Annotated in this window: 21 protein-coding genes and 1 riboswitch; of the genes, 18 read left to right on the top strand and 3 right to left on the bottom strand. The window is 46.5% G+C overall.

Translation table 11 applies throughout. From position 1 onward, the window contains the following. Positions 1 to 8: 8 nt before the first annotated feature. The 3 genes from JNUCC22_RS10850 to ribT all read left to right on the top strand — a co-directional run bounded on the left by JNUCC22_RS10850 (position 9) and on the right by ribT (position 2,193). Entirely contained in the window at positions 9 to 1,205 is a 1,197-nt protein-coding gene (locus JNUCC22_RS10850) for a bifunctional 3,4-dihydroxy-2-butanone-4-phosphate synthase/GTP cyclohydrolase II (RefSeq protein ID WP_003153371.1), read from the top strand. Positions 1,206 to 1,237: 32 nt separating this feature from the next. Next, positions 1,238 to 1,702: a 6,7-dimethyl-8-ribityllumazine synthase gene (gene ribE / locus JNUCC22_RS10845; RefSeq protein WP_003153372.1), complete on the top strand. Its 465-nt coding sequence runs from the start codon at positions 1,238 to 1,240 to the stop codon at positions 1,700 to 1,702. Positions 1,703 to 1,818: 116 nt separating this feature from the next. Next, positions 1,819 to 2,193: a GNAT family N-acetyltransferase RibT gene (gene ribT / locus JNUCC22_RS10840; protein WP_003153373.1), complete on the top strand. Its 375-nt coding sequence runs from the start codon at positions 1,819 to 1,821 to the stop codon at positions 2,191 to 2,193. Between the two features lie 65 nt (positions 2,194 to 2,258). Here the strand turns inward: ribT and JNUCC22_RS10835 are convergent, their stop codons facing one another. Both JNUCC22_RS10835 and JNUCC22_RS10830 read right to left on the bottom strand, forming a co-directional pair. Next, positions 2,259 to 2,780, bottom strand: coding sequence for a DUF309 domain-containing protein (locus JNUCC22_RS10835; protein WP_003153375.1), 522 nt, complete (start codon positions 2,778 to 2,780; stop codon positions 2,259 to 2,261). An 88-nt stretch (positions 2,781 to 2,868) separates the two neighbouring features. Then, positions 2,869 to 2,958, bottom strand: a complete 90-nt coding sequence (locus JNUCC22_RS10830; RefSeq protein WP_003153376.1) for a YjcZ family sporulation protein — start codon at positions 2,956 to 2,958, stop codon at positions 2,869 to 2,871. Between the two features lie 207 nt (positions 2,959 to 3,165). On the opposite strand from JNUCC22_RS10830, the gene JNUCC22_RS10825 reads away from it, so the two are divergent. The 14 genes from JNUCC22_RS10825 (at position 3,166) to JNUCC22_RS10760 (ending at position 16,126) form a co-directional block, all read left to right on the top strand. Continuing rightward, a complete protein-coding gene (locus JNUCC22_RS10825; RefSeq protein ID WP_007409427.1) occupies positions 3,166 to 3,921 on the top strand; it encodes a segregation/condensation protein A in 756 nt (251 codons plus the stop codon). Continuing rightward, a complete protein-coding gene (gene scpB, locus JNUCC22_RS10820; protein WP_007409428.1) occupies positions 3,911 to 4,504 on the top strand; it encodes an SMC-Scp complex subunit ScpB in 594 nt (197 codons plus the stop codon). Before JNUCC22_RS10825 ends, scpB begins: the two co-directional genes overlap by 11 nt. A gap of 89 nt (positions 4,505 to 4,593) precedes the next feature. Further along, positions 4,594 to 5,079, top strand: a complete 486-nt coding sequence (locus JNUCC22_RS10815) for a DUF3907 family protein (RefSeq protein WP_216061710.1) — start codon at positions 4,594 to 4,596, stop codon at positions 5,077 to 5,079. A gap of 112 nt (positions 5,080 to 5,191) precedes the next feature. Continuing rightward, on the top strand, positions 5,192 to 6,343 hold the full coding sequence (locus tag JNUCC22_RS10810; RefSeq protein WP_216061709.1) for a D-alanyl-D-alanine carboxypeptidase family protein: 1,152 nt from the start codon (positions 5,192 to 5,194) through the stop codon (positions 6,341 to 6,343). Further along, positions 6,331 to 6,921 carry a nucleoside recognition domain-containing protein gene (locus JNUCC22_RS10805; RefSeq protein ID WP_003153385.1) on the top strand — a complete coding sequence of 197 codons (591 nt, stop codon included), beginning with the start codon at positions 6,331 to 6,333 and terminating at the stop codon, positions 6,919 to 6,921. Before JNUCC22_RS10810 ends, JNUCC22_RS10805 begins: the two co-directional genes overlap by 13 nt. A gap of 4 nt (positions 6,922 to 6,925) precedes the next feature. Continuing rightward, positions 6,926 to 7,462, top strand: a complete 537-nt coding sequence (gene spmB / locus JNUCC22_RS10800; RefSeq protein WP_216061708.1) for a spore maturation protein SpmB — start codon at positions 6,926 to 6,928, stop codon at positions 7,460 to 7,462. A gap of 93 nt (positions 7,463 to 7,555) precedes the next feature. Beyond that, on the top strand, positions 7,556 to 8,290 hold the full coding sequence (gene rluB, locus JNUCC22_RS10795) for a 23S rRNA pseudouridine(2605) synthase RluB (protein WP_007612296.1): 735 nt from the start codon (positions 7,556 to 7,558) through the stop codon (positions 8,288 to 8,290). Positions 8,291 to 8,374: 84 nt separating this feature from the next. Continuing rightward, complete coding sequence (locus JNUCC22_RS10790) at positions 8,375 to 8,914, top strand: thiol-disulfide oxidoreductase ResA (protein ID WP_003153391.1); 540 nt, start codon at positions 8,375 to 8,377, stop codon at positions 8,912 to 8,914. Continuing rightward, complete coding sequence (locus JNUCC22_RS10785) at positions 8,911 to 10,539, top strand: cytochrome c biogenesis protein ResB (protein ID WP_216061707.1); 1,629 nt, start codon at positions 8,911 to 8,913, stop codon at positions 10,537 to 10,539. The genes JNUCC22_RS10790 and JNUCC22_RS10785 overlap by 4 nt, the downstream gene beginning before the upstream one ends. A gap of 18 nt (positions 10,540 to 10,557) precedes the next feature. Further along, the gene (gene ccsB / locus JNUCC22_RS10780) at positions 10,558 to 11,733 is read left to right on the top strand and encodes a c-type cytochrome biogenesis protein CcsB (protein ID WP_007409434.1); all 1,176 of its coding nucleotides are present in this window, start codon (positions 10,558 to 10,560) and stop codon (positions 11,731 to 11,733) included. Positions 11,734 to 11,814: 81 nt separating this feature from the next. Next, positions 11,815 to 12,537 (top strand): DNA-binding response regulator ResD, encoded by a 723-nt coding sequence (resD, locus tag JNUCC22_RS10775; protein WP_003153397.1) that lies wholly within the window; start codon positions 11,815 to 11,817, stop codon positions 12,535 to 12,537. Continuing rightward, positions 12,534 to 14,315 (top strand): ATP-binding protein, encoded by a 1,782-nt coding sequence (locus tag JNUCC22_RS10770; RefSeq protein ID WP_007409435.1) that lies wholly within the window; start codon positions 12,534 to 12,536, stop codon positions 14,313 to 14,315. Before resD ends, JNUCC22_RS10770 begins: the two co-directional genes overlap by 4 nt. Positions 14,316 to 14,505: 190 nt before the next feature. Next, positions 14,506 to 15,090: an RNA polymerase sigma factor SigX gene (gene sigX / locus JNUCC22_RS10765; RefSeq protein ID WP_003153399.1), complete on the top strand. Its 585-nt coding sequence runs from the start codon at positions 14,506 to 14,508 to the stop codon at positions 15,088 to 15,090. After that, the gene (locus JNUCC22_RS10760; RefSeq protein WP_122504100.1) at positions 15,065 to 16,126 is read left to right on the top strand and encodes a sugar dehydratase; all 1,062 of its coding nucleotides are present in this window, start codon (positions 15,065 to 15,067) and stop codon (positions 16,124 to 16,126) included. The genes sigX and JNUCC22_RS10760 overlap by 26 nt, the downstream gene beginning before the upstream one ends. A gap of 46 nt (positions 16,127 to 16,172) precedes the next feature. Here JNUCC22_RS10760 and serA read toward each other — a convergent pair whose 3' ends face one another. After that, positions 16,173 to 17,750, bottom strand: a complete 1,578-nt coding sequence (serA, locus tag JNUCC22_RS10755) for a phosphoglycerate dehydrogenase (protein WP_007409437.1) — start codon at positions 17,748 to 17,750, stop codon at positions 16,173 to 16,175. 206 nt (positions 17,751 to 17,956) lie between these two features. Next, positions 17,957 to 18,091: riboswitch (FMN riboswitch) on the top strand. Positions 18,092 to 18,238: 147 nt separating this feature from the next. On the opposite strand from serA, the gene JNUCC22_RS10750 reads away from it, so the two are divergent. Next, positions 18,239 to 18,811: a riboflavin transporter FmnP gene (locus JNUCC22_RS10750; protein WP_007409438.1), complete on the top strand. Its 573-nt coding sequence runs from the start codon at positions 18,239 to 18,241 to the stop codon at positions 18,809 to 18,811. Positions 18,812 to 18,941: the final 130 nt, after the last annotated feature.

Raw genomic sequence — 18,941 nt, 5'->3', positions numbered from 1 at the left:
AGATCGATATGTTTCATCCGATAGAAGAGGCGTTAGAGGCGCTGAAAAAAGGTGAAGTCATCATTGTTGTCGATGATGAAGACAGAGAAAACGAAGGAGATTTCGTAGCGCTGGCTGAGCATGCCACGCCGGAAGTGGTTAATTTTATGGCGACCCATGGGAGAGGCCTGATCTGCACGCCGCTGTCTGAAGACATCGCCGGCCGGCTGGATCTTCACCCGATGGTCGATCATAATACGGACTCACATGAGACCGCGTTTACGGTCAGTATTGACCACAGGCTGACAAAAACGGGCATCAGCGCGCAGGAACGATCCTTTACCATTCAGGCGCTGTTGAACGAAGAATCTGTGTCTGACGATTTTCAGCGTCCGGGCCACATTTTCCCCTTAATCGCAAAAAAAGGAGGCGTCCTGAAGCGGGCCGGCCATACGGAAGCAGCCGTTGACCTTGCAAAAGCCTGCGGATCTCAGGGAGCGGGCGTCATTTGTGAAATTATGAATGAAGACGGCACTATGGCCAGAGTGCCGGAGTTAGCCGAAATCGCCGAACGCCACCAGCTGAAAATGATTACGATAAAAGACTTAATAGAGTACCGTTACAACATTACGACCCTTGTGAACAGAGAAGTTGATATTACGCTGCCGACTGACTTCGGCACGTTTAGAGTTTACGGATATACAAACGAGGTTGACGGAAAAGAACATCTCGCCTTTGTCATGGGGGATGTCCCGTTTAACAGCGAACCCGTTCTTGTCAGAGTGCACTCAGAATGCCTGACGGGCGATGTGTTTGCATCCCATCGCTGTGATTGCGGACCTCAGCTTCATGCCGCGCTTGCGCAAATTGCTGAAGAAGGCCGCGGCGTTCTATTGTATTTGCGCCAGGAAGGCAGAGGGATCGGTTTAATCAATAAGCTGAAGGCGTACCGATTGCAGGAACAAGGGTACGACACGGTTGAAGCGAACGAAGCGCTCGGCTTTCTGCCTGATCTGCGCAACTACGGCATCGGCGCCCAGATTCTCCGCGACTTAGGGGTTCAGCATATGAAACTTTTAACCAATAACCCCCGGAAAATCGCCGGCCTCGAAGGATACGGTCTCAGCATTTCAGAACGGGTGCCGCTTCAAATGGAAGCGAGTGAGCATAACAAGCAATATTTACAGACCAAAATGAAAAAACTTGGACATCTGCTTCATTTCTAAAAACAAATCTCACAAAAAAGGATGGATAACATATGAATATCATACAAGGAAACCTAGTAGGAACAGGACTTAAAATCGGAATCGTCGTCGGCAGATTTAATGAATTTATTACGAGCAAGCTGTTAAGCGGAGCGGAAGACACGTTGCTTCGCCACGGTGTAGAATCAAACGACATTGACGTCGCTTGGGTGCCGGGAGCGTTTGAAATCCCGTTTGCGGCAAAGAAAATGGCGGAAACGAAAAAATACGATGCCGTCATTACGCTCGGCACGGTTATCAGAGGAGCGACAACGCATTATGACTATGTCTGCAATGAAGCGGCAAAAGGCATTGCCCAGGCGGGAACGGCGACGGGCGTCCCGGTTATCTTCGGCATCGTGACGACTGAAACCATTGAGCAGGCCATCGAACGAGCCGGAACAAAAGCCGGAAATAAGGGAGCGGATTGCGCAGTATCTGCCATTGAAATGGCAAATTTAAACCGTTCATTTGAATAATTTGTTGAAAAGCGTTTAAAACAGCGGCGAAAATGATATAATGTGAGGAAACGGATCGCCTTTATGTATCCGTTTGATAGGACATGAATGGACATTTTGGATATAGAGGGGTTTTTATGTTAATTCGTTATAAAAAATCGTTTGAAAAGATTGCGATGGGTCTTCTGTCATTTATGCCGAATGAAAAAGATCTCAAGCAGCTTCAGCAGACAATAAAGGACTATGAAACGGATACTGGCCGCCAGCTCTTTCTTTGGAAAGAGGATGAAGATATCGTCGGAGCGATCGGAGTCGAAAAAAAGGACTCAGAAGTTGAAATCCGGCATATCAGCGTGAATCCTTCTCACCGCCATCAAGGAATCGGAAAGCAAATGATGGACGCCTTAAAACGTCTGTTCAAAACGGAGGCACTCGTTCCGAATGAATTAACGCAAAGCTTTTTTGAACGCTGTCAACATCAAAAAGATCAGGATATCTCATATAATAACTGACAAATGCTCCCGGAATCTTCACGGTTTCGGGAGCTGTTTTGATATAGAAAAAGCAGGGCTGACCGTCAGCCTCTGCTTTTTTTTCTTCTCTCAATTTCCCGTTCGCGTTCCTTAATGACATCCGTCCTGTCCCGCAGGCGGTGTTTATGAATAAGAAAGGTATCTGATACGCCGTCTTGCCCCCATGTATAGCCCTTTCGGCGGCATTCGGCAAGACATGCTTCTTTCAGGGCTTCATCTGTAATCGGCAGCATAACACTTCTGTAAGGCAGGCCCGCTTCTATATCGTCTGACAGCGTTTCTATCAGCTCAATCAGCTTCGGGTGGCTGAGACCGAGAGAACAGACCGCCTGCTTTTCAGACCGGAGAATACGTAAGCTGTTGGCAATCAGCCGTTTCGCCCCGGCTTCATTTCCCCTGCGCTGGTGATACAGAGCGACGGCAAGCTGAATCAGGCCGACCCAATGAATGCTCCGCTTTTCAGCCGGGCTTTCTTTCCAATATTCCTCTAACAGTTCATGACACTCAAAATAATCTCTTGATGCGTGAAATTCGGCCAAAAAGCCGATATAAGCTTTAGGATACAAGCCGATTCCTCCTTTTATGCTAAAACCAGTGTACCACAGCGCTATGAAAAGGAAAAAAAGAGCGGCTTGGTGTCTGAAGCCTGAGGAACTAGCAGATGTAAGATGCTCCTACGACAACGAGCAAAATAAACAGAACGACAATTAATGCAAAACCTCCGCCGAAACAAGCTCCGCTCATGTGAAATCAGCCTCCCTTTGTTTCAAGTTTACACGGCTATCATATGTGCATCCGCCTTTAAAGGTATAGGCGTATATCTTCTTTTTCAGTATTTTCTAAATAACGGAGGACGTGTATAAAAGTATTGGACGAGAGCATTTCGGTGGATTATACTAAAGGGTAGCCAGTTTTTCCGGCAATGAGAGTGATATTGAAAATGGTGAGATAATGGTAGAATATCAAGTGAAAATTGATACGTTTGAAGGCCCATTGGACCTGCTGCTTCATCTGATTAACCGTCTTGAAATCGACATATACGACATACCCGTGGCAACCATTACTGAACAATATTTATTATATGTACATACAATGCAAGAGCTTGAACTTGATGTCGCCAGTGAATATCTGGTCATGGCGGCGACGCTTCTCAGCATTAAAAGCAGAATGCTGCTTCCGAAACAAGAGGAAGAGCTGTTTGAAGACGAAATGCTTGAAGAAGAAGACCCTCGGGACGAGCTGATTGAAAAGCTGATTGAGTATAGAAAGTATAAAACCGCTGCGAAGGATTTAAAAGAGCGGGAAGAAGAAAGACAAAAGTCATTTACAAAGCCGCCGAGTGATTTAAGTGAGTATGCAAAAGAAATCAAACAGACCGAGCAGAAACTGTCGGTGACCGTTTATGACATGATCGGCGCGTTTCAAAAGGTGCTTCAGCGTAAAAAAATCACGCGGCCGAAAGAAACGACCATTACAAGACAGGAAATACCGATTGAAGACAGAATGAACGAAATCGTAAAAAGCTTAAAAACGGCGGGGAGAAGAATAAACTTCACGGAGCTTTTTCCCTCTCGGCAAAAGGACCATCTCGTCGTGACGTTTTTAGCAGTCCTGGAACTGATGAAAAATCAGCAGATTATCATTGAACAGGAAGAAAACTTTTCAGATATATACATTACGGGGAGTGAATCCATTCATGGCGCTTGATATCGTGAATTGGAAAGCGATTGTGGAAGCCTTGCTGTATGCGGCGGGTGATGAAGGGCTGACCAAAAAGCAATTGGTGACGGTGCTTGAAATAGAAGAAGCGGAACTGGCCGGAATCATGGAAGAAGTGGCCGCTCAGTACAAGGAAGACGACAGAGGCATCGAGCTTACCGAATATGCGGATACGTATATGCTTGGAACGAAAAAAGAATTCGTGCCTTATTTGAAAAAACTAATCGAAGTGCCGTCAAAAGGGCTGTCACAGGCTTCTTTGGAAGTGCTGGCGATCGTTTCGTACAAGCAGCCGATCACACGGGCGGAAATTGAAGATATCCGGGGCGTGAAGTCTGAGCGGATTCTGCACAGCCTCGTGTCAAAAGCGCTGCTGTGTGAGGTGGGCCGCGCCGACGGTCCCGGCCGGGCGATTTTATACGGCACGACACCGGTATTTCTTGAACAATTCGGCTTAAAAACATTGGAGGAGCTCCCGCCGCTTCCTGAAAATGCGGAGGAAGACGTTCTCCAGGAGGAAGCCGATTTATTCTTTGAAAACTTCAACCAAACTTTTGAGGATATTAAATAATAATCGTTTTTCATCATACGATAGTAGGGAAAGGCCATTGATGAATGACGCAAATGACGACGTACAAGAGAGGAAGGAAACGGACGGAAATGGGAAATTCGATTGTGAGGGCTCATACTGAAGAAACTGGTGAATTTTTAGCCGAGGTTGTCACGATGGTCAGCAGCTATTTAAATCATACAACTTTGCCGGAGATGCGGGCTCAAGGAGAGGCGGATGAGGCATACTGCCGCGACGTGCTCAGTGTGCTGAGGAGGATGACCGTCTTTTGCGAAGGCGCCCAGGAAGCCTGCAGGCGGCTTTTAATGCAGGAGACGTTTCATGAGGCGAGAGCGGAAAAAACGCTGTATAAAGTATATCATCAGTGCGTGGAAGAGTTTTTCATGCCGAAAAAGGATACATGGTACGAAAACAGCCGCGCCGCTTATACAGGCCAAAGCGCGATTGAATTCTACCAGCAAGTGCCGGACTCGCTGCGGAGCCTTCTGCTTTCGCTCAGCAGTGAATTTCTGCGCATGCGGGAAGAATTGGCGCAATATGAAGCATCAGGCTCAAATATGGCATCAGTCAGATAAAAACTCTTCCTTTTGGGAGAGTTTTTTTATGTGAAAGTGATGCAATTGGTATTCATAAGTCATGGACATGCGCATAAACTTGTACAAACCCACAACAAGGACGTGAGCATTCATGCGCTTTCTCAAAAAAGCTGCCGTATTTCTTTTGACTTTTGTTATTCTTTTTTCCATTACAGACGGCAATACGGCACATGCCCAAATACATGTCAGCGCAAAAAGCGCGATTATAATCGACGGAGCATCTGGCAGGGTGTTATTCGCCAAGGATGAACATCATAAGCGGCGGATTGCAAGCATTACGAAAATCATGACGGCGGTGCTGGCGATTGAATCAGGGAAGATGGAAGAGACCGTGACGGTTTCCCCGAATGCCGTAAAAACGGAAGGCTCAGCCATTTATCTTCAGCCGGGACAAAAAGTAAAGCTGAAAGATCTCGTATACGGGCTTATGTTAAGGTCAGGAAATGACGCCGCTGCGGCAATAGCGGAATATGTCGGCGGAAGCCTTGACGGTTTTGTATTTATGATGAACAAAAAAGCCGAGCAAATCGGGATGGAAAATACAAAATTTCAAAATCCGCACGGGCTGGACGACCATGAAAATTTATATTCAACGGCGTATGACATGGCGCTTTTGACTAAATACGCGATGAAAATCAAGGAATACCGGACCGTTTCAGGCACAAAAGTGTATAAGGCGGAAACGATGGACCGGGTATGGAAAAATAAAAACAAGCTTCTCACAGGGCTCTACCGTTACAGCACAGGCGGAAAAACAGGTTACACAAAAATCGCGAAACGGACGCTCGTCTCGACGGCCTCAAAAGACGGTACGGATCTCATCGCGGTCACCATAAATGATCCGGATGATTGGGATGATCATATGAATATGTTTAATTATGTCTTTGATCACTATAAAACCTATGTCGTCGCCAAAAAAGGCGGCATTCCGAAGCTGAAAAAGACGTTTTACGGAAAGCGCGCTTTTATTGCCCGGGATGTAAAATATTTGTTAAAAGAGGATGAAATCGACGATGTAAAAATCCGCACAACCTTAATAAAACCGAAAAAAGCCTGGAAAAAGGACGCCGCTCTCATTCCTGATGTCGTCGGCCGAATGACTGTTATGCATGATGGGAAAGTGATCGCCAGGATCCCCGTCTATTATGAAAACGAGCGCCATAAAAAACCGAAAAAGCATTTCATTGAGACGTTTACGAGCCTGTTTATGAGCGCGGCGGGCGGTTCGTCATGGTCAATTTAATCTGGGTATGTCTGACGGTAATCGGACTTGTCTTTGCGATGTTTAACGGTACCTTGCAGGATGTGAATGAAGCCGTTTTTAAAGGAGCGAAAGAAGCGGTTACGATCTCGTTCGGATTAATGAGCGTTCTCGTGTTCTGGCTCGGCCTGATGAAAATAGCCGAGCAGTCCGGCCTTTTGGATATATTCAGCAGAATGTGCCGCCCGTTTATTTCTAAGCTGTTTCCCGATATTCCCCCTGATCATCCGGCGATGGGATACATCTTATCAAATCTCATGGCAAACTTTTTCGGACTGGGAAATGCGGCGACACCGCTCGGCATTAAAGCCATGGAGCAGATGAAAAAGCTGAATGGAGGTAAGTCTGAGGCCAGCCGTTCCATGATTACCTTTTTGGCGGTAAATACTTCGAGTATTACATTGATACCGACAACCGTCATTGCCGTGCGCATGGCTTACTCGGCGAAATCACCGACCGATATCGTCGGGCCGACCATCTTAGCGACTTTAATTTCGGGAATCGGCGCGATTTTCATTGACCGCTACTTCTGGTACCGCCGTAAAAGAAAAGGGAGGTAAGCGAATGGAAATGGTGAATTGGCTGTCTTTAGCCATGATTCCGATTATTATCGCCGGTATATTGATATACGGCACGATCAAAAAAGTGCCGACGTATGAATCATTCGTTGAAGGCGGAAAAGAAGGAATTGAGATTGCGTTTTCCATCATTCCGTATTTGGTCGGGATGCTGGTGGCGATTACCGTATTCCGGGCCTCGGGCGCGCTGGATTTTGTCATGGGGCTGTGCAAGCCTCTCTTTACAGAAATCGGCATTCCCGCAGAAGTCGTGCCGCTTGCTCTGATCCGCCCGATTTCGGGGACGGCGGCGCTCGGCATGACGACAGATCTGATCGCCGTGTACGGGCCTGATTCATTTATCGGCAGGCTGGCTTCGGTCATGCAGGGATCGACTGACACGACGCTGTATGTCCTGACGGTGTATTTCGGGGCGGTCGGCATCAAAAAAATGGGGGATGCTTTAAAGGTTGGTCTTCTTGCTGATTTGATCGGGGTGGTTGCATCAATCATCATAGTTACGTTATTATTTGGAAGCGCCTGAAATCAGGCGCTTTTTATATATCAAAATAACTCTCCTTGAAAAAGCTTGTTTGTTCAAGGGGAAAAAAGTAAGATTATACTTGAGGTGAACGACATGGAAAGACTGCAAAAAGTTATTGCTCATGCCGGCGTGGCATCACGCAGAAAGGCGGAAGAGCTGATAAAAGAAGGAAAAGTAAAGGTGAATGGAAAAGTAATAACAGAGCTCGGCGTAAAAGTGACCGGTTCTGATCAGATTGAAGTAAACGGATTAAAGGTGGAGCGGGAAGAACCCGTGTACTTTCTGCTTTATAAACCGAGAGGAGTGATCTCAGCAGCTGATGACGACAAAGGGCGGAAAGTGGTGACCGACTTTTTCAAAGAAGTGCCGCAGCGCATTTATCCGATCGGCAGGCTTGATTATGATACGAGCGGACTTTTATTGCTGACAAATGACGGCGAGTTTGCCAACAAACTCATGCATCCGAAATACGAAATTGATAAGACGTACGTCGCCAAAGTGAAGGGGATTCCTTCCAAGGAACTTCTGAGAAAGCTTGAGCGCGGCATTCAGCTTGAGGAAGGCAAGACGGCGCCGGCCAGAGCGAAAATGCTTTCCCTGGACAAAAGAAAGCAGACGAGCATCATTCAGCTGACGATTCATGAAGGCCGAAACAGACAGGTCCGCCGCATGTTCGAGGCGATCGGTCATGACGTGCTGAAACTAAAACGTGAAGAATACGCATTTTTAGATTTAAGAGGCCTGCGCACAGGAGACGCAAGAGAATTGTCGCCGCATGAGGTGAAAAGGCTGCGGGCTTTAGCTGAACACGGTAAAAACGCTTTCTAATTTTCACATAACCTTCAAAAATTACAAAACGTGTTGATGATATAATTGAATGGATTTGCAGGCAGGGGAGGGGAGCAGTGTACAATGAACAAAAAACGGCGGCGTTTATTCATTCGGACCGGCATCCTTCTCATCTTACTCTGCGCGCTCGGATATACCATCTATAATGCCGTATACACAAACGGTGAGCGTATATCTGAGGGGTCCAAAGCCCCGAATTTCGCGCTGAAAGATACAGAGGGCAGACTCATAGAACTGAGTCAGTTAAAAGGAAAAGGTGTTTTTCTGAATTTCTGGGGAACGTGGTGCGAGCCGTGCAAGCAGGAATTTCCCTACATGGAGAATCAATACAAGCATTTTAAAGACCTCGGTGTCGAGGTGGTTGCGGTAAATGTCGGCGAATCAAAAATTGCAGTACATAATTTTATGAAAACATACGGCGTCAATTTCCCGGTTGCGCTCGATACTGACCGGCAAGTGCTGGACGCGTACGGCGTATCACCTATTCCGACGACATTTTTGATCAATCCCGACGGAAAAGTCGTGAAAGTGGTGACCGGCACGATGACAGAACGCATGGTTCATGACTATATGAATTTAATTAAGCCGGAGGCGTCTTCATGAAAAAGGTCAAATGTGAATGCAGGCACGTGAATCCAGCCGGGACGGTTTTATGCGAGTCGTGCGGGAAGCCGCTTGATGATCAAAAATCGCTGCTTGCGGATATGCGGTACGACGGCAGCGCAAGGCGTTCGCAAACATATAACAAAACAATCGTAGATAAGGTATGGAACTTCTTTTCTTCCGTAAAAGTCGGAATATGGCTGATCGTCATTACTCTGGCGGCGTCTGCTTTCGGCACGGTTTTTCCGCAGGAAGCTTATCTGCCGCCGGGCGCCCAGCCGGATACATATTATGAACAGCAGTATGGCATAATCGGTCAACTGTACTATCTGCTGGGATTTCATCACCTGTACGGCTCATGGTGGTATATGCTCCTGATCGCATCCATTGGTATATCACTGGTCATCTGCAGCTTGGATCGGGTGATTCCTTTGTACAGGGCGCTGAAAAATCAAGGAGTTCGGCGGAATCCGATCTTTTTGAAGAGGCAGCGTCTATACAGCCGGACAGAAACCGAGCTGAGCGGGGATGCGGCTGATAGCCTCAGAACACGATTGAAAAAAAAGCATTATAGAGTGCGAGAACAAGAGGGAAGCATTCTGGCGGAAAAAGGCCGTTTTTCAAGGTGGGGGCCCTACGTCAATCATATCGGTCTGATCATTTTTCTGATCGGAGCCATGCTGAGATTTGTACCCGGTATGTATGTCGATGAAACGCTCTGGGTCCGTGAAGGCGAAACCGCTCAGATCCCCGGCACTGATGGCAAGTATTACTTAAAAAACAACCGGTTCACGATGCAGACATATAACAAAGACACTGAGAAAAAAGTATTCGCCGACGCCATTGACAGAGCCGGAAACGGCAAAGTCGCCAAATCCTTCACAACGGACGCGGTTTTGTACAAGAGGGAAGGCGACATTGTATTCGGCGAAAAGCCGAAGCTTAAAAGAGTCAAAGAAAACAATATCCGCGTCAATGAACCGCTGCGTTTTGACTCCTATTCTGTGTATCAGGTGGACTATAAAGAAAACCAGCTCGATCAGATGGTATTTCAGCTGATCGACCAAAAAACAAAACAGTCATTCGGCAAACTGAAGATCAATCTTCTTGATCCCGACACGGACTATGATCTTGGTAACGGTTACAAAGTGCAGATCGCCAGTTATCTTCCTGATTTTTATTTTAACAAGGACGGAGAACCGAGCACGAAAACGAAGGTTCCTAACAATCCGGCTTTTGTCTTTAAAATCACGGCTCCTGACAAGCCAAAAGGGGAGAAAAGTTTTGTTGCGATTCAGCAGACTGTTGAAGGTTCCGAAAGTAACAAGTACAAATTAAAATTCGACCATGTGGAAACGAAAAACATTACAGGACTCACCGTCAGAAAAGACTTAACCTTATGGGTGCTTGCCGTCGGCGGCGCGATCTTTATGATCGGCGTCATTCAAGGAATGTACTGGCAGCACAGAAGGATCTGGATCAAAACAGGTGATCATGAAGTGCTTGTGGCGGGACATACGAACAAAAACTGGTTCGGTCTGAAAAAAGATATCGAATTTGTTCTTAGCGGGACCGGGATTCAAGAGCCGGCCGATCAAAAAGAATTGGCCAAAAATCAGGCCTAGTGAAAAAGGAGTGGTGTCATGGCGGAGCTGAGCGCAAATTTTCTTTATGCTGCCTTTTTGATTTATTTAATTGCCGTCCCGGTTTTCGGCGGCGCCATCCGGGGAACAAAAGGTGCTAAGGACGGTAAGGGCCGCTGGTCGGCTATCGGAATCACGTTAACCATTTTCGGATTTCTTTGTCATCTCGGCTACTTCATTGCGAGATGGTCGGCAAGCGGACATGCGCCTGTCAGCAATATGTTTGAATTTACGACGTCATTCGGCATGATGCTTGTTCTCGCTTTTATTATTATTTACTTTATTTACAGACTGCCTTCATTAGGCATGTTCACATTGTCTATCGCGCTTTTGCTTATCGCATATGCAAGCATGTTTCCGACAGACATCACGCCGCTTATTCCGTCACTGCAGAGCAATTGGCTGTACATTCACGTCACGACGGCGGCGCTCGGGCAGGCGATTCTTGCGATCAGTTTTGTAGCCGGCGTCATTTTCCTGTTAAAGCATGTCGACCAATCCAGACCGGGCAAAAAAACGTTCTGGCTTGAAGTCATCATGTTTATACTCGTGACGACCGTGGCATTTATCGCCGTCACGTCGGCATTCCGGCTGGCGGACTACAAAGCTGAATTTAATTGGGTGGATAAAAAAGAAGCCAAAAGCGTCATGATATATGATATGCCTGCGCTTGTCGGCCCGCATGAGGGAGAACTGCTTACGGAAGGCGCAATGAAGCCGCTTATTGAGCTTCCGGCCATTTTTTCAGGCAGAAAGGTCAATACGGTGATCTGGTCGTTTGGCGCAGGTCTCGTTTTATACGGTGCGCTCAGGCTGATATTCAGAAAGAGAATCAGCGCTCTTATCAGCCCGCTCGTCAAAAATGTGAATCTGGACTTGGTCGATGAAGTCGGCTACCGCGCTGTTTCCATCGGTTTTCCGGTATTCACACTCGGCGCGCTTGTGTTTGCGATGATTTGGGCGCAGCTTGCATGGACGCGTTTTTGGGGCTGGGACCCGAAGGAAGTATGGGCGCTGATCACCTTTTTATTTTACGCAGCGTATTTGCACTTGCGGCTGTCAAGAGGCTGGCATGGCGAAAAGTCCGCGTGGCTTGCCGTCATCGGCTTCGCCATTATTATGTTTAACTTAATTTTTGTGAATCTCGTGCTTGCCGGACTTCATTCGTACGCATAGATGCAAAAAGCCGATACAGTTCTCAAGCTGCCGCACAGTTTGTTAAAATGAAAGTAACAGAAGGAAAGCAGGGGGAAAACGATGGATCAAACAAATGAAACTAAAATATTAGTAGTAGATGATGAAGCCAGAATTCGACGCCTTTTAAGAATGTACCTTGAACGGGAAAACTATGTGATTGAAGAAGCGGAAAACGGCGACGAGGCCATTAAAATGGGGCTGGCATCAGATTATGATCTGGTGCTCTTGGATTTAATGATGCCGGGAACGGACGGAATCGAAGTATGCCGGCAGCTCAGAGAAAAAAAAGCGACGCCGATTATCATGCTGACGGCAAAAGGGGAAGAAGCCAACCGCGTCCAGGGGTTTGAAGCGGGTACGGACGATTATATCGTCAAGCCTTTCAGCCCGAGGGAAGTGGTGCTTCGGGTAAAGGCGCTTTTAAGAAGGGCTTCCCAAACATCTTATCTCACAGCCAATACCCCGACAAAAAATGTGCTCGTCTTTTCGCATCTATCCATTGATCACGATGCTCACAGGGTGACTGCGGACGGCACGGAGGTGAGCCTGACGCCGAAGGAATATGAACTGCTGTACTTCCTCGCGAAAACACCGGACAAAGTGTACGACAGGGAAAAGCTTTTAAAAGAAGTGTGGCAGTATGAATTTTTCGGAGACCTCAGAACGGTGGACACCCATGTCAAACGGCTCCGTGAAAAATTAAATAAAGTGTCCCCGGGAGCGGCGAAAAAAATCGTCACCGTATGGGGAGTCGGATACAAATTTGAGGTAGGCGCTGAATGAAGTTTTGGAAAAGCGTAGTAGGAAAGCTTTGGTTTACCATTCTTTCACTCGTGTTAATTGTTTTATTTATTTTAACGGTGCTGCTTCTGGAATTTATAGAAAATTACCACGTTGAAGAAGCGGAAAAAGATTTAACGCAGCTTGCCGATAAAATTGCGGTCATAATAGAAAATCATGAAGACCAGCCGCTTGCCAGATCCATCACGTGGGAACTGGCGGACAATTTAACGAGCATCGCGATCATTCAGGATGATAAGCATGTCTGGTATTCGCCCAATGACGATAATCATTTATCCTCTATTACATTAGAGCAGATCAAACATGACCGGGATCTGCACAAGGCGCTGACAGACCGCAAAAAAGTAAGCAAACGCGCGGTGCCCAACAATGCCGGTTCGGATAACGAACGGCTGATCGTCGGAGTGCCGTATGAAAAGGACGGCAAAAAAGGCATGGTCTTTTTATCCCAATCGCTGCTTGCCGTCAAAGATACGACGAAACATACAACACGCTATATTTTTCTTGCGGCGGGCATTGCCATCGTCCTGACAACGTTTTTCGCGTTCTTTTTATCCAGCAGGGTGACATATCCCCTTCGGAAAATGCGGGAAGGCGCCCAAGACTTGGCGAAAGGAAAGTTTGATACAAAAATTCCGATTCTGACCCAAGATGAAATCGGGGAACTGGCCATTGCCTTTAATCAGATGGGACGGCAGCTCAATTTCCATATTAACGCGCTGAATCAGGAAAAAGAACAGCTGTCCAATATTTTAAGCAGTATGGCAGACGGGGTCATCACCATTAATATCGACGGCACCATTTTGGTGACCAACCCGCCGGCCGAACGTTTTCTGCAGGCATGGTATTATGAGCAGAACATGAACATTAAAGAAGGAGACAACCTTCCCCCTGAAGCAAAAGAGCTATTTCAAAATGCAGTGAACACGGAAAAAGAGCAAATGATTGAAATGACGCTTCAAGGAAGGTCATGGGTTTTATTGATGTCGCCTCTTTATGCGGAATCACACGTCCGCGGCGCCGTGGCCGTGCTCCGTGATATGACCGAAGAGCGCAGGCTGGATAAATTGCGTGAAGACTTCATTGCCAATGTCAGTCATGAGCTCAGAACCCCGATTTCTATGCTGCAGGGATACAGCGAAGCAATAGTGGACGACATTGCAAGCACAGAAGAGGAGAAAAAAGAAATTGCGCAGATCATTTATGATGAATCTCTTCGCATGGGCCGGCTCGTCAATGACTTGCTGGATTTGGCCAGAATGGAATCCGGACATACGGGCCTGCACTATGAAACGGTAAACCTGCATGAATTTCTGGAGAAGATCTCCCGCAAATTTTCCGGGGTAGCGAAGGAAAAAGGCGTTTCGCTCACAGAGGACATCTCGGTGTCTCAGCCGGAGTGTGTCTTTGATGAAGACAAAATGGAACAAGTGTTTACCAACCTTATAGATAATGCGCTGCGCCATACGGAGTCAGGCGGAAGCGTTCATATCGCGGCTCAGACCGTAAAAGACGGACTGAAGATCGATATCAAAGATTCCGGCTCGGGAATACCGGAAGAGGACCTGCCTTTTATTTTTGAACGTTTTTATAAAGCGGACAAAGCAAGAACAAGAGGCAGGGCGGGAACCGGACTCGGACTCGCCATCGTAAAAAATATCGTGGAAGCCCACGGCGGCTCAATTGCGGTTCACAGCAGCATCGACAAAGGGACGACGTTTACATTTTATATTCCGACAAAAGTGCAGGATGACGTCTGAAATTGACGAACAATCTTGTTCCATACGAAACACCCGCATGTTCTGCGGGTGTTTTTTATTTGTTTCTCCTTTAAAAATTTAAGAATATGTTAATATAAATTCCCTTCCAAATTCCAGTTTCTCGTAATATAGTTGTAATGTAACTTTTCAACGCATTTTTACGACAAAAAAGTGAACGGAGGGGTTTCCCATGGAAGAAACCTTTCAGATATTATATGATGCATACCATCAAGATTTATATCAATTTTTATTTTATATGGTAAAAGATAAGTCGCAGGCTGAAGATTTGACGCAGGAAGTGTATATCCGCGTCTTGAATTCCTATCATACATTTGAAGGAAGAAGCAGTGAAAAAACATGGCTGTTGTCCATCGCACGCCATGTGGCGATTGACTGGTTCCGCAAGCAGCAGACGATCAGACAGCGTATTATGGGTACGTTTGATTGGGATACACAAGATGTCAGAGATCAGCATTTGCTTCCGGACGAACTCGCCGTACAGCATGAAAACGTCCGGGAAATTTATACCGCGCTTGATCATTGCACCATTGATCAAAGAGCTGTTATTATCTTGAGATTTATTCAGGGATATTCCATTCAGGAAACAGCCGCCGCTCTCCGCTTCTCGGAAAGCAAAGTCAAAACGACCCAACACAGAGGGCTCAAAATACTTCGGAAACAGATGGAGCTTTTGAGGGAGGAGCTAATGGATGATGAAGTCATATTGGAACGAAGAAAGAGTAGAGGAGTTGTTAAGACAACTTCCGGCGGTTAGAGATCATCGTTCACCCGAGGCCATTTACCGGAATATTGAAACGGGTAAACCGTACAGGAAAAAACCGGCCCGAAGCTGGATCGGCCCCGCCGCAGCCGGCGTCTGCGCATTGTGCATCGCTCTGATTATATCTCCTCACCTGATGACAAACAAATCTGCCGGTGATCTTACAGCTGACAGCGGTCAAGCTGAAAAAGCCAGTCAGTCAGCTGCTGTCAAGCCGGATCAGAAGACGTTTGTCGTTTCTAACGAAAACAAAAACAATTACATTACTTTGGCGTTTGCCGATTCAGATACATCCGCCGTCATACCGGTCAGTTTTGAAAAAAAGAAGCCGGATGAATCGGTATCAGAGGCTTTATCCGAAGCGGAAAACCTAGAAGTGCCCGAATCCTTCCTGTCTGTGCCGAACCTTTTGGACGGTGTGCAGGTAACGGCGGATAAGAAGGATTTGCTTGTGCAGGTAAACGGACGGCTCTCTATCGAATCAGCTGCCGAAGCTGACTTATTGAAAAAGATGCTGAAAGAGACTTTGACATGGAGTCCTTACGAGCGGATTAAATTGAAAAAGGTTCAAAACGGAGCCGGACAGGATTTTTATAAATCTTACGGCATTTCCGCTGAGATGTCCGTACATAAACAGACAAACCGGGCGTATTTTTCTTACAGCGACAGTCTGGGACAAGAGTATCTCGTCCCGTCTGAACAAACCTATTATTCAGTATATCAGGCTATTGACGGGATGAAGACAACAGACGGAGGCTCACAGACCGCGAGCATTATAGAAGCAGATGCGATTGCATCGGTATCGGAAAGGGAAGACGGCGAGCAGCTGCGGATTCAATTGTCCGAAAAGCATACGGTTGAAGATTCGCTGGAAGGGATTTTAATGATCGAAGGGCTTCTGTTAACTGCGAAGGAATTCGGTTATTCTGAGGTGCTGTTCACACATGCGCATACAAAGAAAATCGGTAATTATGATGTGACAAAACCTATCGCTGTGCCTGCCGCGCCTAATCCGCTTCCAAGCCATTAAACCTAATAAAACCCAAAACATATGAATGTTTTGGGTTTTTTGTTGGTTACGGAAGGTCAATCAGTTTAACGGAAACAATATCCTGAATTGAAGTCAGCTCATTGACGACTTTATCATCTAAATGTTTATCAAAAGAAAGCATCATAATGGCTTCTCCGCCTTTTTCTTTACGGCCTACCTGCATGGTAGCGATATTGATATCGTTATCGCCGAGGATGCGTCCGACGCGTCCGATTACACCAGTCGTATCCTGGTGCTGGATATAAACGAGGTGGCCGGCAGGATTTAAGTCAATATTAAAGCCGTTCAGCTCAACGATTCGTTCACCGAAGTGAGGGATATACGTAGCCGTTAACGTAAATGTGCTCCGGTCTCCGGTTACTTTTACGCTGATGCAGTTATCATATCCTGATTCATTGGAGGAAATCTTCTCGCTGAAGCTGATTCCGCGTTCTTTTGCTACACCGCCGGCGTTCACTTCATTGACCGTTGAGTCTACACGCGGTTTTAAGAAACCGGACAGCAGGCTTTTTGTAATAAATGATGTTTCAAGTTTGGCGATGGTGCCTTCATATTGAATCGCAACATCTTTGACGGGTTCCTTCATACATTGTGACACGAGACTTCCGATTTTATCGGCAATTTGGTGATAAGGCTGGATTTTTTTGAATTCATCTTTCGTCATCGCAGGCAGGTTGATCGCTGACATGACAGGCAGACCTTTTGCAAACTGCAGCACTTCTTCAGAAACCTGTGCAGCGACATTCAGCTGTGCTTCTTTCGTTGAAGCGCCTAAGTGAGGTGTGGCGATCACCAGCGGATGGTCGGGAAGCTTTGATTCAACTGGCGGTTCCACTTCAAACACGTCAAGGGCAGCGCCTGCGACATGGCCGCTTTCCAGCGCTTCCAAAAGCGCCGCTTCATCAATAATGCCGCCTCTTGCGCAGTTGATAAGACGGACGCCTTTTTTCGTTTTGGCAATGGTTTCTCTGTTAAGCAGTCCTTTTGTTTCCTTTGTTAAAGGCGTGTGGACGGTAATGATATCCGCGCTTTCAAGCACTTCTTCGAATGTCCGGCTGTTTACGCCGATTTTACCGGCTCTCTCTTCGGTTAAGAAAGGATCGAATACATGAACCGTCATACCGAACGCTCTGGCGCGCTGGGCAATCTCGCTTCCGATCCGGCCCAGACCGACAATGCCTAAAGTCTTTCCGTAGAGCTCCGCCCCGACAAAAGCCGTCCGGTTCCATTCTCTTGATTTTACTGAGATATTGGCTTGCGGAATGTGTCTCATTAATGAAGAAATCATCGCGAATGTATGCTCTGCCGTTGAAATGGTGTTTCCATTCGGCGCGTTTATCACGATAACCCCATGTTTTGTGGCCTCATCAATGTCGATGTTGTCTACGCCGACACCGGCTCTGCCGACGATTTTTAAAGAGGTCATTTTTTTAAACAATTCTTCGGTTACTTTCGTGGCACTGCGGACTAACAGGGCATCAAAGGTATGTAATTCATCTTCTGCATCCGCGACGTTTTTTTGAACAATTTCTATAAAGTCTGATTCCATCAGCGGCTTTAAGCCGTCATTGCTCATCTTATCTGAGACCAAAACTCGAAACATTGTTAGATTTCCTCCTAGTTTAGCTGACTAAATATCTGATAATTTATCATATTCTCAATAGAGTGTCAATGTGTATTGACGCAGTAAAGGAGAAAAGGAAACCGCTGAATCAGCTTAAATTGGGCTTCCCCAATATTTTATTTAAATTTGAGCAGTTCTCTATACAATTGCAATTTGATCATATATAATGTGAATAAATTCATAAGATCAATCTTCGGGGCAGGGTGAAATTCCCTACCGGCGGTGATGAGCATCATGCTCTAAGCCCGCGAGCTGCTTCGGCGGCAGGATCCGGTGAGATTCCGGAGCCGACAGTATAGTCTGGATGGGAGAAGATGGAGGTTCAGCAGACGTTTTGATGCTTATATCAAACGTTTCTTTGCCAAGCCTTAGTAAGCTCCCGCTTTTTAACAAAAGCGGTTTTTTTATTGGGGCGCAAAAGAACCTTTCCTCTTTTCGAGAGATTTGATCGAAAAGGAGAGAGCATTGTGAAAGTAAAAAAATTAGTTGTCATCAGTATGCTTAGCAGTATTGCTTTTGTGCTTATGCTGTTAAATTTCCCGTTTCCGGGGCTGCCGGATTACTTGAAAATTGATTTCAGTGACGTTCCTGCAATTATCGCCATTTTGGTTTACGGGCCTGCGGCGGGGATTGCGGTTGAAGCGATTAAAAATATTCTGCAGTATATCATTCAAGGAAGCATGGCCGGCGTGCCTGTCGGGCAGGCAGCCAATTTTATCGCAGGAACGCTGTTTATTCTGCCGACGGCGTTTATGTTTAAAAAGCTCAATTCGGCAAAAGGGCTTGCAGTGAGCCTGCTGGCCGGAACCGCGGCGATGACCGTGCTGATGAGTATTTTGAACTATATTCTTATCCTGCCCGCGTATACTTGGTTTTTACATTCACCGGCACTGTCAAACAGCCAGTTAAAAACGGCGGTTGTGGCAGGAATTCTGCCGTTTAACATTGTAAAAGGCGTTATCATCACCATTGTCTTTACGTTCATCTTTACGAAGCTGAAACCTTGGATTGAACAAAAACGCAGCATCCAGACACAATAACCACTCCAAAGCGCCCGCTCTGTAAAACACAGACCGGGCGCTTTTTTGATTGTTTGATCACGCAAAAAAAATAAGACTCCGGCCGATAACAGCCGGAGTCTTATTCAGGACGAAAAAGCTCCTCTCACGG

This window comes from Bacillus sp. JNUCC-22 (genome assembly GCF_018861275.1).
Taxonomy (GTDB): Bacteria; Bacillota; Bacilli; order Bacillales; family Bacillaceae; genus Bacillus; species Bacillus velezensis.
This window is presented reverse-complemented; position numbering and strand designations above follow the sequence as displayed.